We start from the raw sequence: 15,278 nt of genomic DNA, 5'->3' as shown, positions 1-15,278 counted from the left end.
ATGAAGATCACCCGCGTCACGGCAAACACCAGCACCAGCGCGAGCGCGAGCAGCGCATAAATCGCACCGTTGGTGATGCCGTCCTGTGCGAGCAACAGCGCTATCTGGAAATCCATGGACGAACCCCGCTATCGGAGCCGCCCGCGGGCCGACTCCGATGTCTCTGCACTATATGGAGACGCCGTGCGGCACGGGGGTTCAGCCCCGGCCGCTACGGTTTTACTTCACGACTTGCCTGACGACTCGTGCGACCAAATTACTTGACCAGTTTCCACGCGCCATTCTGGATCTGCACCATGACGCGCGAGCGCTGGTCGAGGCCCAGGTGGTCGGTGGGGCTCATGCTGAAGATGCCATGTGCGGCGGGTACTTCCTTGAGGCCTTCGAGCGCGTCACGCAGCGCGGCACGGAACTCCTTGGTGCCCGGCTTGGCCTTCTTCAGCGCGGCCGGCGCCGCGGCGGCCAGCAACACGCCGCTGTCCCAGCCGTGAGCGCCGAAGGTGGAGACGCTGCCCTTGCCGTGCGCGGCTTCGTACTTGGTGATGTATTCCAGCGCGCTCTTCTTCACCGGGTTGCCGTCGGGAAGCTGCGCGGCGACCAGCACCGGCCCGGCGGGCAAGAAGGTTCCTTCACAGTCCTTGCCGCACACGCGCAGGAAGTCGTTGTTGGCGACACCGTGGGTCTGGTAGATCTTGCCGGTGTAGCCGCGCTCCTTGAGGGCTTTCTGCGGCAAGGCCGCGGGCGTGCCGGAGCCGGCGATCAGCACCGCATCGGGCTTGGCTGCGATGATCTTGAGCACCTGGCCGGTCACCGACGTATCGGTCCGCGCGAAACGCTCGTTGGCGATCATTTTCAGCTTGCGCGCATCGGCGACCGACGAGAACTGCTCGTACCAGCCTTCGCCATAGGCGTCGGCAAAACCGATAAAGGCGACGTTCTTCACGCCGCTGTCGGTCATGTGCTCGATGATCGCGGTCGACATCTGCGCATCGTTCTGCGGCGTCTTGAACACCCAGCGCTTCTTGTCGTCCATCGGCTCGACGATGCGCGCCGAGGCCGCCATCGAGATCATCGGCGTCGCGGATTCGGCGGCGACGTCGATCATCGCCAGCGAGTTTGGCGTGATGGTGGAACCGAGAATGACGTCGACCTTGTCTTCGGAAATCAGCTTGCGGATGTTCTTCACCGCCGAGGTGGTGTCCGAGGCGTCGTCGAGGACGATGTAGTTGACCTTTTCGCCGCCGATCGTCGTCGGCATCAGGGCAACGGTGTTCTTCTCTGGGATACCGAGGGACGCCGCCGGTCCGGTCGCCGAGACGATCACACCGACGTTGATGTCGGCATGTGCGGCGCCTGCGGCGAAGGCCAGGCCGATGGCGGCCATCAGGGATGTGCGCAGTTTCATGGTGTGTCTCCTCCTCGTGGTTTATGTGTGCGGCCAGACCTGAGGAAAGCGCTGGCCGCGTTGTGCTGATTATTGCTTATGATACAAATAATTGCCACTCAAACAACTTGATTTGAATCATTATCGCTCGCCGCCGGGCAAACGTTCGATCACCATCGCGATACCCTGGCCGACGCCGATGCACATCGTGCATAAACCATAACGCCCGCCGCTTGCTTCGAGCTGACGCATCGCGGTGAGCACGAGACGCGCGCCCGAGGCGCCAAGCGGATGGCCGAGAGCGATCGCGCCGCCATTCGGATTCACCTGCGGCGCATCGTCGGGCAGTCCGAGCAGGCGCAGCACCGCCAGCGCCTGCGCGCCGAAGGCTTCATTGAGTTCGATGACATCCATCTGCGCGAGGCTCAGGCCCAGGCGCGCCAGCAATCGCTGCGACGCCGGTGCCGGACCGATGCCCATGATGCGCGGCTCGACACCGGCCGTTGCCATGCCGAGGATGCGCGCGCGCGGCGTCAGCCCGTGACGCGCCGCCGCCTGCGCGGATGCGAGCAGTAGTGCGACCGAGCCATCGTTGGTACCCGAGGCATTGCCGGCGGTGATGCTGCCGTCCGGTCGCACGACGCCCTTCAGCTTGGCGAGCGCCTCCAGCGTGGTGGCGCGCGGGTGTTCGTCGGCGGCGATGCGCAAGGGCTCGCCCTTCTTCTGCGGGATCTCGACCGGCACGAGCTCGCCATCGAAGAAACCGCGCGCCGCAGCCGCGGCGTAACGCTGCTGGCTGCGCAGTGCGAAGGCGTCCTGGTGGGCGCGCGAGATGTTGAACTCGGCGGCGACGTTCTCGGCGGTCTCTGGCATCGAATCGATGCCGTACTTGGCCTTCATCAGCGGGTTCACGAAGCGCCAGCCGATGGTGGTGTCCTCGATCTTGGCGACGCGCGAGAACGCGGTATCGGCCTTGCCCATGACGAAGGGGGCGCGGCTCATGCTCTCGACGCCGCCGGCGATCATCAGCTCGGCTTCGCCGGTGGCGATGGCGCGCGCGGCGGTGCCGGTGGCGTCCATGCCCGAGCCACACAGGCGGTTGATCGTGCCGCCCGGTACCGCGACGGGCAGGCCGGCGAGCAGCCCGGCCATGCGCGCGACGTCGCGGTTGTCCTCGCCCGCCTGGTTGGCGCAGCCGTAGTAGATGTCGTCGACCAGCGCCCAATCGACACCCGGGTTGCGCGCCATCAGGGCCTTGATCGGCAGCGCCGCCAGATCGTCCGTGCGCACGCCGGACAAGCCGCCGGCATAGCGTCCGATGGGGGTGCGAATGCCGTCACAGATGAAAACCTCTTTCAAACTCACGCTTGCCGTCTCCTTTATCGTTTTCCTGTACGCCCGCGGGCCGCGGGCGCTGCGGCGTAGTCTAGCCCGCCCCGCTTGCTACTGGCATCCTTTCCGATTCGGCGCGCATGAGGCCGCGCACCCCGTTGAGGAAGATATTCCGCACCACCGGCGCCATGTCGCGGAAGGTCAGCGGTCCGTCGGCACGCAGCCAGGTGAAGGTCCAGTTGATCATGCCGAACAGGATCATCGTCACCGGCTTGTCGAGCTTGCGCGCCGCGAGGCCGGGCTCGACGCGCGCGATCGCGTCGGCGAACGCGGCCACCACGCGGCGCTGCTTTTCCGCGACGTGCGTGGCCTGTTCCTGCTGGAGGAACTTCACGTCCTGCACCAGCACCATGTGCTGATCCTGGGCGTGTTCGTATTCCTCCATGAAGCGCGTCACCAGTTCGCCGAAATGGCTTTCGGCGTCGAGCTTGCGCGCCTCGACCGAGGCGACGATCGCCAGCAGCTCGTCGATGTAGCTGTCGGCGATGTCGAAGAGGATGTGCCCCTTGTCGCGGTAGTAGTGATACAGCAAGGGCTTCGACACGCCGCAGGCCTGCGCGAGCGCCGCCATCGAGGCGTTGTGGAAGCCCTTCTCGGCAAACAGCCCCGCCGCCGCCCTGAGGATGGACGCGCGTTGCAGGTCGAAAGTGGGTGCCTTGCCTCGTGCCATGCCGGATTCCGTGTGGTCCTTCGGGGTTGTCCCGCCGCGCGCGGCCGCTCAGCGCTCGTCGAAACTGATGACGACGCGCTCTGTCAGCGGATGCGACTGGCAAGTGAGAATGTAGCCGGCATCGATGTCCGGCTGTTCGAGGGTGAAATTCTTGTCCATGCGTACCTTGCCCTCAAGCAGTTTCGCGCGGCAGGTGCAGCACACGCCGCCCTTGCACGAGTACGGCAGGTCCATGCCGGCGCGCAAGGCGACGTCGAGGATCGACGGGTCTTCGGCACGGAATTCCATCTCGCGTCGGAGGCCATCGGCGATCACGGTGACTTTGGCCTGCGCCGCGTCGCCCGGCTCGACATGATGCTCGGGCGCGGTTGCCGGCACGCCGAAGCGTTCCAGGTGGATGTGGTCGTGCGCCATGCCGGCCGCCTGCAGCGCCGCCTCGACCTCGTCGATCATGCCGCCGGGGCCGCAGATGAAGGCCTCGTCGATGGTGTCGACCGGGATCAGGGTGTCGAGGAAGGTGCGCACGCGGGCCGCATCGAGGCGGCCGTTGAACAGCGGCACTTCCTGCTCCTCGCGCGAGAACAGGTTGTACAGCGTGAAGCGCGACATGTAGCGGTTCTTCAGGTCTTCGAGCGTCTCGGCGAACATCACGCTGGCCTGGCGGCGGTTGCTATACACCAGCGTGAAGCTGCTGTGCGGCTCGGCGCGCAGCGTCGTCTTGATCAGCGACAGGATCGGCGTGATGCCACTGCCAGCCACGAAAGCAACGTAGTGCTTGGCCTGCACGGGGTCGAGCGGGGTATGGAAACGCCCCTCCGGCGTCATCACTTCCAGCACGTCGCCAACCTTGATGCCGTCGTCGTTGGCCCAGGAGGAAAACACGCCGCCGCTGATCTTCTTGATCGCCACGCGCAGTTCCTGGTCATCGATGCCGGCGCAGATCGAATACGAGCGGCGCAGCTCCTCGCCATTGACCATGACCTTCAGGTTGAGGTGCTGGCCCTGCACGAAACTGTAATCCTCGGCCAGCTCGACGGGAATCTCGAAGCGCAGGCTCACCGCCTCGGGCGTCTCGCGCCGCACTTCGGCAACGGTCAGGGGGTGGAATTTCGGCGTTCTGTGCGTCATGTATTGGTCTCCGTGGCGGCTCTGTGGCGGCCTATATTGGCTTGAAGTATTCGAAAGGTTCGAGACAGGACTGGCAGCGGTACAGCGCCTTGCACGCAGTCGAACCGAACTGGGACAGGCGCACCGTGTCGGTCGAGCCGCAGCGCGGACAGGCGAGCTTGCGCGGCACGAAACGCACGGGTTGCGGACCGACCGGCGCATCACCGCCGGGGGGGGCGATGCCGTAGGCGCGCAGCTTTTCCTTCGCGGTGTCGGTGATCCAGTCGGTGGTCCATGCCGGCGCGAGGCGGGTTTCGACCGTGACCGCACCAGCCCCGGCGTCGACCAGCGCATCGCGGATGCTCTGCGCGATGACTTCGGTCGCCGGGCAGCCGGAGTAGGTCGGCGTGACGACCACATGCAGGCCGCCGTTGCGCAGCTCGACTTCGCGCACGATGCCCAGTTCGGTCACCGAGATCACCGGGATCTCGGGGTCCGGCACCGCTTCGAGCACTTTCCAGGCTTGGCTTTGGGTCAGCATCGCGGCGTCGCTCCGCTCACCACTGCGCGCCGGGATAGGTGCGCTGCAGGTACTGCATCTCGGACAGCAGATGCCCGAGGTGCTCGCTGTGGCGGCCGAACTTGCCGAAAGACTTGAACGGCGTGCGCGCCGGCACGGTCAGCGTCGCCTCGACCAGCACCGGCAGCACAAGGGCTTCCCAGGCCGCTTCCAGCTCGCTCCACGCCGGGCCGATGGCGGCCGCGGCCACCGCGTCGTCGGCCGGGGTCGTGACGAAGAATTCGGCGGTGTAGGGCCACAGGTAGTCGAGCGCGGCCTGCGCGCGGGCGTGCGATTCGACGGTACCGTCGCCGAGACGGATCACCCAGTCACCGGCATGCTGTGCGTGGTAGCGCGCTTCCTTGAGGCTCTTCGCGGCGATCGCGGCAAGTTCGCTGTCGCTGGATGTCAGCAAGCGTTCCCACAGCAGCACCTGGAAGCTCGCGAAGAGGAAGTTGCGCACCATCGTGCGGGCAAAGTCCTGGTTCGGCAGCTCGCACAGCGTCAGGTTGCGGTAGTTCAGCTCGGTGCGCAGGAAGGCGAGCTGGTCCTCGTCGCGCCCCTTGCCTTCGAGCTTGCCGGCGTGGGCGAGCAGCATGCGCGCCTGGCCGATGAGGTCGAGCGACATGTTCGCGAGCGCCATGTCCTCTTCGAGCACCGGCGCGTGGCCGCACCATTCGGACATGCGCTGGCCGAGGATCAGCGCGTTGTCGCCGATGCGCGTCACGTACTCGATATGTTCGGGGCTGTTCATCTGTTGGTTCATCGTCATTGCCCTCTCACATGTGGTTCACTTCGTCGGGCAGCTGGTAGAACGTCGGGTGCCGGTAGATCTTGTCCTCGGCCGGGTCGAACAGCTCGGGCTTGGCGTCCGGGTCGGAGGCGACGATGTGGTCGGCTTGCACCACCCAGATGCTCACGCCTTCCTGGCGACGGGTATAGACGTCGCGCGCCACCTGCAGCGCGAGCTTCGCGTCGGGCGCGTGCACGCTGCCGCAGTGCTTGTGATCGAGTCCGTTACGGCTGCGCACGAAGACTTCCCACAGCGGCCATTCCTTGCGTTCCATGTCTCTTCTCCTCTCTGAGGGCTGGCCTGGGCCGCCCTTTCTGTCGATGTGTCGTGAATGTTCTTCAAGCCGCCTGATGCTCGCGCGCCGCCTGCTTGCGCGCATATTCGAGCGCCGCCGCGCGCACCCAGGCGCCGTCTTCCCAGGCCTTGACGCGCGCGGCGAGGCGGTCGACGTTGCCCTGGCCGTGGCCATTGACGACGTTCCAGAACTCGTCCCAGTCGATCGCGCCGAAATCGTGGTGGCCGCGCTCGGCGTTCCACTTCAGCTCCGGGTCGGGCATCGTCACGCCGAGCACCTTGGCCTGCTCGACCGTCGCGTCGACGAATTTCTGCCGCAGGTCGTCGTTGGAGATGCGCTTGATGCCCCAGCGCGCGCTCTGCGTGGAGTGCACCGAATCCTTGTCGTGCGGGCCGAACATCATGATCGACGGCCACCACCAGCGATTGACCGCGTCCTGCACCATGTCGCGCTGCTCCTGGGTGCCCTTCATCATCGTCAGCAGCAGGTCGTAGCCCTGGCGCTGGTGGAACGACTCTTCCTTGCAGACGCGCACCATCGCGCGCGCATACGGGCCGTAGCTGCACTTGCACAGTGGGATCTGGTTCATGATCGCGGCGCCGTCGACCAGCCAGCCGATCACGCCGATGTCCGCCCAGGTCAGCGTCGGGTAGTTGAAGATCGAGCTGTACTTGGCCTTGCCCGAGTGCAGCGCTTCGATCAGCTCATCGCGCGACACGCCCAGCGTCTCGGCCGCGGCGTACAGGTAGAGACCGTGACCGCCCTCGTCCTGCACCTTCGCGATCAGGATCGCCTTGCGCTTCAGGGTTGGCGCGCGCGTGATCCAGTTGCCTTCGGGCAGCATGCCGACGATCTCGGAATGCGCGTGCTGGCTGATCTGGCGGATCAGCGTCTTGCGGTAGGACTCGGGCATCCAGTCCTTGGCCTCGATATAGCCGCCGGCGTCGACCTTGGCGTCGAACTCCGCCTGGTAGGCCGGGTTCTCGACGACCCGCGGGCCCTTCGCTTCGGGGTTCTGCTGGGGGATGTCCAGAGCTTGTGTGTACATTGCGATTGCTCCTTGTGTCGTGCTATTTGGGGCGGCGGTCGATGACGCGCTTGGCCTTGCCGATCGTGACGCGCTCGATCGAGAACGGCTCGCCGACGATCACCTTCGCCGAGACGCCGATGAAGGTCTTGATGTCGTGCGCGAGCTCCTTCGCCAGCGCCTCCTTCTGTTCCGGATGACGGCCGACGTCGGCTTCGGGGTTGATTTCGACCTTCACCGTCAGCGTGTCCATGTGGCCCTGCTTGTCGAGTTCCAGCAGGTACTGCGGCGCGAGCTTGGGCATCTTGCAGATCAGCTCCTCGATCTGCGTCGGGAAGAGATTCACGCCGCGGATGATCAGCATGTCGTCGGAACGGCCGGTGATCTTGGCCATGCGTCGCATGCTGCGCGCGGTCGGCGGCAGCAGGCGCGTCAGGTCGCGCGTGCGGTAGCGGATCACCGGCATCGCTTCCTTGGTCAGTGTCGTGAACACCAGCTCGCCTTCGGAACCGTCGGGCAGCACTTCGCCGGTACGCGGGTCGACGATTTCGGGATAGAAATGGTCCTCCCACACCACCGGGCCGTCCTTGCTCTCGATGCACTCGCTGGCGACCCCCGGCCCCATCACTTCGGACAGGCCGTAGATGTCCACCGCGTCGATGCCGGAATGCGCCTCCATCGCCTCGCGCATGCCCTGCGTCCAGGGTTCGGCGCCGAAAATGCCGACTTTCAGCGAGGTCGATTTCGGGTCGATGCCCATGCGCTCCATCTCGTCGAGGATGGTCAGCATGTAGGATGGCGTCACCATGATGATGTCGGGCTTGAAGTCCTGGATCACCTGAATCTGCTTCTCCGTCTGGCCGCCGGACATCGGCACCACCGCACAGCCGAGCCGCTCGGCGCCGTAATGCGCGCCCAGCCCGCCGGTGAACAGGCCATAGCCGTAGGACACGTGCACCATGTCGCCGGCCCGCCCGCCGGCGGCGCGGATCGAGCGCGCGACGACGTTGGCCCAGGTGTCGATGTCCTTCAGCGTGTAGCCCACCACCGTCGGCTTGCCGGTCGTACCCGACGAGGCATGTATGCGCGCGAGCTTCTGCCGCGGCACCGCGAACATGCCGAACGGATAGTTGTCGCGCAGGTTGCTCTTGCCGGTGAAGGGAAACTTTGCCAGATCTGCGAGGGTTTTCAGGTCGTCAGGATGCACGCCCTTGGCTTCGAAGCTCTGGCGGTAGTGCGGCACATTGTCATAGGCATGACGCACGCTCCACTTCAATCTCTCCAGTTGCAGGGCTCGCAGCTCGTCCTGGCTGGCCGTTTCGATCGGTTCCAGGTCGCCGGGCAACGGTTGTTTCACTGGCATTGCATTCTCCTCCTAGGTCCGCGGATGCGCTGATTTCATGACAATCGGAATTATGCCCGCCACATTGCGGCATCCCGGGTGATCAGCGTCAAACCACATTTCATTGCACATTTCATAAATCGACGACCGCCCGGCCTTTCAGCCGGTAGGACTTGCCGCGCATCACCGCGATCAGCTCGCCGTTCTGGTTGGTCACCGCAATGTCGTACACTCCGGTGCGCCCGGCAGCGAAGAGCTCCTTCGCCTCGGCGCACAGCACGTCCCCCGGGCGCCCCGGCGCCATGAAATCCAGGCTGATGCCGGAAGCCACGGTCTGCTCGTTGTAGCTGTTGCAGGCATAGGCGAAGGCCGTGTCGGCGAGCACCGTGAGGAAGCCGCCGTGACAGATCCTGAAACCGTTGAGCATGTCCTCGCCCACGGTCATGACGAGCTTGGCGTAGCCCGGCCCGACCGCCTCGAAACGGATGCCGTTCGCACGCAGCACGCGGTCGTTCTCGGACATGCCGTCACGCACGCGTTCGGCCAGCGTCTGCGGGTCGAGACCGTTGGTGAGATCGCGGAAACCGGCTTCAGTCATACATCGGCTCCCCGTTGTAGGCCTTGCGCCGCAGCAGCGGCGACACGCGGTAACGCTCCTCGCCGTAGTGGTCGCGCAGATTCGCGAGCACCTCGACGATGAAGGTCGCGCGGAGCTGGTCGGCCCACGCGAGCGGACCGCCCTTCGGGTAGTTCGTGCCATAACGCATCGCGGTATCGACGTCGCGCGCCGTCGCGACGCCCTGCAGCACCGCGTCGGCGGCTTCGTTGGCCAGCATCGCGACCGTGCGCAGGGCGATCAGCCCGGCCACGTCGTCGATCACGCTGACTTTGAATCCCGCCTTCTGGAACGTGCCGGCAACCACGCGCAAGGCGCCCTGGCCGCACTGGTCGGCGCGCGTCAGCGCGATGCGGGTGCTCGTCGAATAGTCGAGACACAGGTCGAACAGCACCAGATTGGGGCACGTCTCCTCGACCGCGCGGCGCGTCGCGGTGCGCCCGTCGGTCAGCGCGACGCGCGCACTGCCGATCTGCATCCAGCCACGCCGCCCGGGCACGCCCGATTCGCGGCGCACCTCGATGCCGGCCGCTTCGAGGCGCGCCAGCAGCGGTGCGGCCGCGCCCAGGTCGCCGACCATGGTGATGCGCGCCTCGCCCGCTTGCGCCGGCTCGTCCTGCGGCTGCGCTTTCACCGCCATTTCACCGTACTCGTAGATGCCGCGTCCGGTTTTGCGTCCGAGACGGCCGGCGGCGACGAGCTCCTGCTGGAACTGGCTCGGCGCATAACGGCGGTCACAGAAATAAGCCTCGAAGACCGACTTCGTCACCGCGAAATTGACGTCGTGGCCGATCATGTCGATCAGCTCGAACGGCCCCATCGCAAAGCCGCAGCCCTCGCGCAGGATCGCGTCGAGCGTGGCCGGTTCGGCTTCGTGTTCGGCGAGCACGCGCAGCGCCTCGGCGTAATACGGACGGGCCACGCGATTGACGATGAAACCCGGTGTCGAGGCCGCATGCACCGGCGTCTTGCCCCAGGCGCGCGCCGTCGCATGCAGGCACTCGGCAACCGCGCGCTCGGTACTCAGGCCCGAGATCACCTCGACCAGTGCCATGCGCGGCGCTGGGTTGAAGAAGTGCAGGCCGGCGAGCCGCCCGGGCCGGGCCAGCCCGGCCGCCATCGCGGTAATCGACAGCGACGAGGTGTTGCTGGCGAAAATCGCCTGCTCGCCGAGCAGTGCTTCGAGCTCGCGGAAGAGCTGGCGCTTGACCTCCATGTCCTCGACGATCGCCTCGATCGCCAGGCCGGCATCGCGTGCCTCGCCCAGCGTCGTCACCGGCAGCACGCGCGCGAGCGTCGCCGCCGCTTCCGCTTCCGCCAGTCGGCCCTTGCCGACGAGGAAACGCAGATCCTTGTCGATCGCCGCACGTCCGCTGACGATCGCTTCGGCGCGACCGTCATACAGATACACCGTATGCCCCGCGCGCGCCGCGATCTGGGCAATGCCGCTGCCCATCGCGCCGGCGCCGATCACCAGCACCCTCACATCCTTGCCGAGCTCCTTCATCGGGCCCCCTCCACCATCTTTGCGCGATCAGGCATCTCAGTCTCCCTTGAACTGCGGCGTACGCTTTTCCATGAAGGCGGCAACCCCCTCGCGATAGTCGTTGGACTGTCCGCACACCGTCATCATGTTGCGCTCGAGGTCGAGCTGCGTTTCGAAGTCATTCGTCGAACTCGCCCAGATCGCCTTCTTGGTCTGCGCATAGCCGAAAGTCGGCCCTTTCGCGAGACTCGCGGCGACCTGCTGCACCGTCGGCATCAGCGCCTCGTCATCGACGCACTTCCAGATCAGGCCCCATTGTTCGGCCTGCTCGGCGCCGAGCTTTTCGCCCAGCAGCGCCATGCCCATCGCCCGTGCGGGGCCGACGAGGCGCGGCAGGATCCAGCTGCCGCCGGTATCCGGCACCACGCCGAGTTTGCTGAAGGACTGGATGAAGCTCGCCGAGCGCGCCGCGAAGACGAGGTCGCAGGCCAGCGCGATGCTCGCACCAGCGCCGGCGGCGACGCCATTGACGGCGGCGATCACGGGCAAGTCGAGATTGCGCAGCGCCAGCACCAGCGGCTTGTAGTTCTTCTCGACGGACTCGCCCAGGTCGACCGCCGCACTGCCCGGCGCCACGGCACGGTCGGCGAGATCCTGACCGGCGCAAAAACCGCGTCCGGCACCGGTCAGCACCAGCACGCGCACGTTGCCCGCGGCACGCCCGGCCTTGACCATCGCCAAGGCCTCGCGTATCTCTTCGTGCATCCGGGTGGTGAAGCTGTTCAAGCGGTCCGGCCGGTTCAGCGTCAACGTCGCCACGCCATCGACCACCTCCAGGCGAATCGTTTCGCCCTGCATGCCCAACTCGTTACTCATGTCTCCTCCTTGTGCAACCTCTGAACAACCTGCGCGGCAGGCCGGCTCTTCAGAAGCCCCTCTGGCCCGGAAGGCTTCAAGGCCTCCTGTCGGCTGAGCGGTCGCGTCGCACAAGTGTCTTTATAGCCATGAGCTTGTTTGACCGACCGGTCAATCAATAGTAAGCTTGATCTAGATCAAAAGACAACAGTTTTTTGCTTGACAAGTTTCCGCAGCGCAACATGCGCCAGATGTCCGCAGCACGACCCGCAAGGGGCCACAGAACCCCGTACGCCATCCGTCACCAGAGGAGCCCTTTCATGTCAGCGACCACGCCCGCCCAGCTGTTCGACAAGCACCACGCCACACTCGAAGCCGCCGTCCAGGCGATCCACACCCGCGGCTACTGGACGCCGTATCCGGAGTCGCCCAGCCCCAAGGTGTATGGCGAAACCGCCAATGAGGACGGCAAGAAGGCCGTCGAAGCCTGCTTCGGCCGGGACTTCGTGCTCGACCAGCCCGGCCAGAGCGGCTGGACGGCGCCCGAGCGCTCGCCGTATGGCGTCGAGCTGGGCGTGCGCTACCCGGTGTGCGCGGCGCAGGCGCTGATCGACGCGGCAAACGCGGCGCAGCCCGGCTGGCAACGCATCGGCCCGCAGGGGCGCGTCGGCGTGTGCCTGGAAATCCTCGAACGCCTGAACAAGCGCAGCTTCGAGATCGCCCACGCGGTCATGCTCACCACCGGCCAGGGCTGGATGATGGCCTTCCAGGCCGGCGGCCCGCACGCGCAGGACCGCGGCCTCGAAGCCGTCGCCTATGCGTACCGCGAGATGAAGTTCATCCCGCAGGAAACGGTGTGGGAAAAGCCGCAGGGCAAGAACCCGCCGCTGAAGATGAAGAAGCACTTCGAGATCGTCGGCCGCGGCGTCGCGCTGGTCATCGGTTGCGGCACCTTCCCGACCTGGAACACTTATCCCGGCCTGTTCGCCGCGCTCGCGACCGGCAACCCGGTGATCGTCAAGCCGCACGGCAATGCGATCCTGCCCGCGGCGATCACCGTGCGCATCGCGCGCGAAGTGCTCGTCGAGCAGGGGCTGGACCCGAACCTCGTGAGCCTCGCAGTGTTCGACAAGCGCGAGGACACGCAGGCACTGGCAACCCACCCGGCCGTGAAATCCATCGATTTCACCGGCGGCAACACTTTCGGCCAATGGCTGATCGACAACGCGAAACAAGCCCATGTATATGCGGAGCTTGCCGGCGTGAACAACGTCGTCATCGAATCGACCGACCAGTACAAGGCGATGCTGCGCAACCTCGCCTTCACGCTGTGCCTGTATTCGGGCCAGATGTGCACGACGACGCAGGCGATCCTCGTGCCGGCCGGCGGCATCGACACCGACCAGGGGCCCAAGAGTTTCGACGAGGTCGCCGCCGATCTCGCCGCATCGATCGACAAGACCCTCGCCGACCCGGCGGTCGCCACCGCGGTGCTCGGCGCAATCCAGTCCGAGGACACACTGCGGCGCATCGGCGAGGCCGGCGAATACGGTCGCATCGTGCTCGCCTCGAAGAAGATCGAACATGCCGAGTTCCCGCACGCGCAAGTGCGCAGTCCGGTGCTGCTCGCGTGCGACGCGGCCGACGAGAAGAGCTATATGGAAGAGCGCTTCGGCCCGATCGCCTTCGTCGTCAAGGTCGCCGACGGCGCCGCGGCGATCGCGCTGTCCGAGCGCATGGTGCGCGAACACGGCGCCCTGACGGTCGGCGTGTATTCGACGAAACCGGACGTGATCGACGCGATGACCGAAGCCACCTGGCGCGCCGGCGTCGCACTGTCGATCAATCTCACCGGCGGCGTGTTCGTGAACCAGTCGGCGGGCTTTTCCGACTACCACGGGGTCGGCATGAATCCGGCAGCCAACGCCAGTTATTCCGACAGCGCCTTCGTCGCCAACCGCTTCCGCGTCGTGCAGCGGCGTTATCACCTCGCGTAAGCACAGCGCGCCCGCAGCCGATATTCCATCGACAACGAAAGGCGGGGCGCCGCGGCGCCCCGCCTTTCGTCTCCGGAAGCCCCGCTACATGCCCTGTTATGAAATCGACGGCCTGCGCCCCGTCATCCACCCCAGCGCCTACGTGCACCCGGATGCGGTGCTGATCGGCGACGTCATCATCGGCCCGCGCTGCTACGTCGCGCCGCTCGCCAGCCTGCGCGGCGACTTCGGCCGCATCATCCTCCGGGAAGGTGCCAACGTGCAGGACTGCTGCGTGATGCACGGCTTTCCGAACATCGACACGGTGGTCGCCGAAGACGGCCACATCGGCCACGGTGCCGTGCTGCACGGCTGCCAGGTCGGACGCAACGCGCTGGTCGGCATGAACGCGGTGATCATGGACAACGCCATCATCGGCGACTCGGCGATGGTCGCCGCCTGCGCTTTCGTCAAGGCCGGCATGGAGATTCCGCCGCAGGTGCTCGTCGCCGGCATCCCGGCGAAGGTCGTGCGCACACTCACGGCACAGGAAATGAACTGGAAAGTCGACGGCACCCGCTGTTACCACGACCTCAGCGAACGCAGCCTCGCCACCCTCAAGCCCTGCACTCCCCTCACCGAACCCGAACCCGGCCGCCCGCACTTCGACTTCCCGGGCGTGGTACCGCTGATGGATCTGAAGAAAAGCCAGTAGGCACGGCGCCGGCGACCTACCCGCCGACACCGCGCTTCACGGCTCAGCCGCGGCGTTCAACGCCTTCGGGCCGCTCGACCTTCTCCGGGCGTTCCACCCGCTCCGCACGTTCGATTTTTTCCGGACGTTCGACCTTCTCGGGACGTTCCACCCGCTCCGCGCGTTCGATTTTTTCCGGACGCTCGACCTTTTCCGGACGCTCGACTTTCTCGGCACGCTCCACTTTCTCGGCGCGTTCGACCTTTTCGGGGCGCTCCGCCTTACCGCTACGCTCCACCACCTCGCGGCGCTCTGCCACCTCGCTCCGCAAGGCCCGCGCCGCGACCGAAATCCGCGCTCCGCGGCTGTCATCGACCGTCCCGTCGCCGCGCAACTTCACGCCGAGCGCCACGCCCGGCGGCACGCGGTCGTCCAGCGTACCGTTGCGCCGCAGTGCGACGGTCCCGCCCGACGCCCCCGGCTGGGTATCATCGACCGAGCCGTCGCCACGCAGTTTCACACCCACGGCAACTCCCAGCGGCTGGGTATCGTCCACCGAACCGTCGCCACGCAGCTTGATACTACCGGTCGACCCGCCCGGCTGGGTATCATCGACGGAACCGTCACCACGCAGTTTCACGCCGCCGAATGCACCGCCAGGCTGGGTGTCATCCACCGAGCCATCGCCACGCAGCTTGACACCGCTGGCGCTGAAGTCGTCGCTCGAAGTCTGGGCAATCGCGGGCCCTGCGGCGACACTGCCGAGGACAGCGAGGACCAGCGCGTGCAGTCGCAGTTTCTTGAAGTTGGCTTGCATTTTTTTTCTCCAGAGGGGGTTTGACCTTTGCTTGGTCAAACTGCCGAACAAAGGGGGATTTCCTGTCTCGTCTTTTAAAGTGGGATTTTTTCCCACTTGGTTAAGCAAGAGCACACTCTATGCCAGCCCTCCACCACCCTCACCGCTTTCCACAAGCATCTGTTTTTATTTGCATTTTTGTGGATCCCGCATGGACACCGTCCCCGCCGCATCTCGAGGCCGCCACCAGCTGGGTTTTTTGCCCCACCCAATTCGGGCATATGAC

General features: G+C 65.7%; 15 protein-coding genes and 1 pseudogene. 2 read left to right on the top strand and 14 right to left on the bottom strand.

Annotated elements, in window-relative coordinates; translation table 11 throughout:
- The 13 genes and pseudogenes from GPA25_RS24110 to paaG form a co-directional block, all read right to left on the bottom strand.
- Nucleotides 1–116 (bottom strand): annotated as a pseudogene (locus GPA25_RS24110) (branched-chain amino acid ABC transporter permease); the annotation flags it as partial.
- Nucleotides 117–256: 140 nt separating this feature from the next.
- The gene (locus GPA25_RS22920) at nucleotides 257–1,405 is read right to left on the bottom strand and encodes an ABC transporter substrate-binding protein (protein WP_169262717.1); all 1,149 of its coding nucleotides are present in this window, start codon (nucleotides 1,403–1,405) and stop codon (nucleotides 257–259) included.
- A gap of 120 nt (nucleotides 1,406–1,525) precedes the next feature.
- Nucleotides 1,526–2,743 (bottom strand): 3-oxoadipyl-CoA thiolase, encoded by a 1,218-nt coding sequence (pcaF, locus tag GPA25_RS22915; RefSeq protein WP_169262720.1) that lies wholly within the window; start codon nucleotides 2,741–2,743, stop codon nucleotides 1,526–1,528.
- A gap of 67 nt (nucleotides 2,744–2,810) precedes the next feature.
- Nucleotides 2,811–3,446: a TetR/AcrR family transcriptional regulator gene (locus GPA25_RS22910; RefSeq protein ID WP_169262716.1), complete on the bottom strand. Its 636-nt coding sequence runs from the start codon at nucleotides 3,444–3,446 to the stop codon at nucleotides 2,811–2,813.
- Between the two features lie 48 nt (nucleotides 3,447–3,494).
- Nucleotides 3,495–4,574 (bottom strand): 1,2-phenylacetyl-CoA epoxidase subunit PaaE, encoded by a 1,080-nt coding sequence (gene paaE, locus GPA25_RS22905; protein ID WP_169262715.1) that lies wholly within the window; start codon nucleotides 4,572–4,574, stop codon nucleotides 3,495–3,497.
- 31 nt (nucleotides 4,575–4,605) lie between these two features.
- Complete coding sequence (paaD, locus tag GPA25_RS22900) at nucleotides 4,606–5,094, bottom strand: 1,2-phenylacetyl-CoA epoxidase subunit PaaD (protein ID WP_169262714.1); 489 nt, start codon at nucleotides 5,092–5,094, stop codon at nucleotides 4,606–4,608.
- A gap of 16 nt (nucleotides 5,095–5,110) precedes the next feature.
- The gene (paaC, locus tag GPA25_RS22895; protein ID WP_169262719.1) at nucleotides 5,111–5,878 is read right to left on the bottom strand and encodes a 1,2-phenylacetyl-CoA epoxidase subunit PaaC; all 768 of its coding nucleotides are present in this window, start codon (nucleotides 5,876–5,878) and stop codon (nucleotides 5,111–5,113) included.
- Between the two features lie 13 nt (nucleotides 5,879–5,891).
- A complete protein-coding gene (gene paaB / locus GPA25_RS22890) occupies nucleotides 5,892–6,179 on the bottom strand; it encodes a 1,2-phenylacetyl-CoA epoxidase subunit PaaB (protein WP_018989543.1) in 288 nt (95 codons plus the stop codon).
- A 64-nt stretch (nucleotides 6,180–6,243) separates the two neighbouring features.
- Nucleotides 6,244–7,248, bottom strand: a complete 1,005-nt coding sequence (gene paaA / locus GPA25_RS22885; RefSeq protein ID WP_169262713.1) for a 1,2-phenylacetyl-CoA epoxidase subunit PaaA — start codon at nucleotides 7,246–7,248, stop codon at nucleotides 6,244–6,246.
- 22 nt (nucleotides 7,249–7,270) lie between these two features.
- On the bottom strand, nucleotides 7,271–8,590 hold the full coding sequence (gene paaK / locus GPA25_RS22880; RefSeq protein WP_169262712.1) for a phenylacetate--CoA ligase PaaK: 1,320 nt from the start codon (nucleotides 8,588–8,590) through the stop codon (nucleotides 7,271–7,273).
- Between the two features lie 112 nt (nucleotides 8,591–8,702).
- Complete coding sequence (gene paaI / locus GPA25_RS22875) at nucleotides 8,703–9,167, bottom strand: hydroxyphenylacetyl-CoA thioesterase PaaI (protein ID WP_169262711.1); 465 nt, start codon at nucleotides 9,165–9,167, stop codon at nucleotides 8,703–8,705.
- Complete coding sequence (gene paaH, locus GPA25_RS22870; protein ID WP_169262710.1) at nucleotides 9,160–10,692, bottom strand: 3-hydroxyacyl-CoA dehydrogenase PaaH; 1,533 nt, start codon at nucleotides 10,690–10,692, stop codon at nucleotides 9,160–9,162. The genes paaI and paaH overlap by 8 nt, the downstream gene beginning before the upstream one ends.
- A 36-nt stretch (nucleotides 10,693–10,728) precedes the next feature.
- Complete coding sequence (gene paaG / locus GPA25_RS22865; RefSeq protein ID WP_211163317.1) at nucleotides 10,729–11,547, bottom strand: 2-(1,2-epoxy-1,2-dihydrophenyl)acetyl-CoA isomerase PaaG; 819 nt, start codon at nucleotides 11,545–11,547, stop codon at nucleotides 10,729–10,731.
- Between the two features lie 299 nt (nucleotides 11,548–11,846).
- Between paaG and paaN the strand changes: the two genes are divergently transcribed.
- Together paaN and paaY are read left to right on the top strand one after the other, a co-directional pair.
- The gene (paaN, locus tag GPA25_RS22860) at nucleotides 11,847–13,523 is read left to right on the top strand and encodes a phenylacetic acid degradation protein PaaN (protein ID WP_169262709.1); all 1,677 of its coding nucleotides are present in this window, start codon (nucleotides 11,847–11,849) and stop codon (nucleotides 13,521–13,523) included.
- An 88-nt stretch (nucleotides 13,524–13,611) separates the two neighbouring features.
- A complete protein-coding gene (paaY, locus tag GPA25_RS22855) occupies nucleotides 13,612–14,217 on the top strand; it encodes a phenylacetic acid degradation protein PaaY (protein WP_169262708.1) in 606 nt (201 codons plus the stop codon).
- A gap of 43 nt (nucleotides 14,218–14,260) precedes the next feature.
- Here paaY and GPA25_RS22850 read toward each other — a convergent pair whose 3' ends face one another.
- On the bottom strand, nucleotides 14,261–15,013 hold the full coding sequence (locus GPA25_RS22850) for a hypothetical protein (RefSeq protein ID WP_169262707.1): 753 nt from the start codon (nucleotides 15,011–15,013) through the stop codon (nucleotides 14,261–14,263).
- Nucleotides 15,014–15,278 lie beyond the last annotated feature (265 nt).

Source organism: Aromatoleum diolicum (genome assembly GCF_012910955.1).
GTDB lineage: Bacteria > Pseudomonadota > Gammaproteobacteria > Burkholderiales > Rhodocyclaceae > Aromatoleum > Aromatoleum diolicum.
This window is presented reverse-complemented; position numbering and strand designations above follow the sequence as displayed.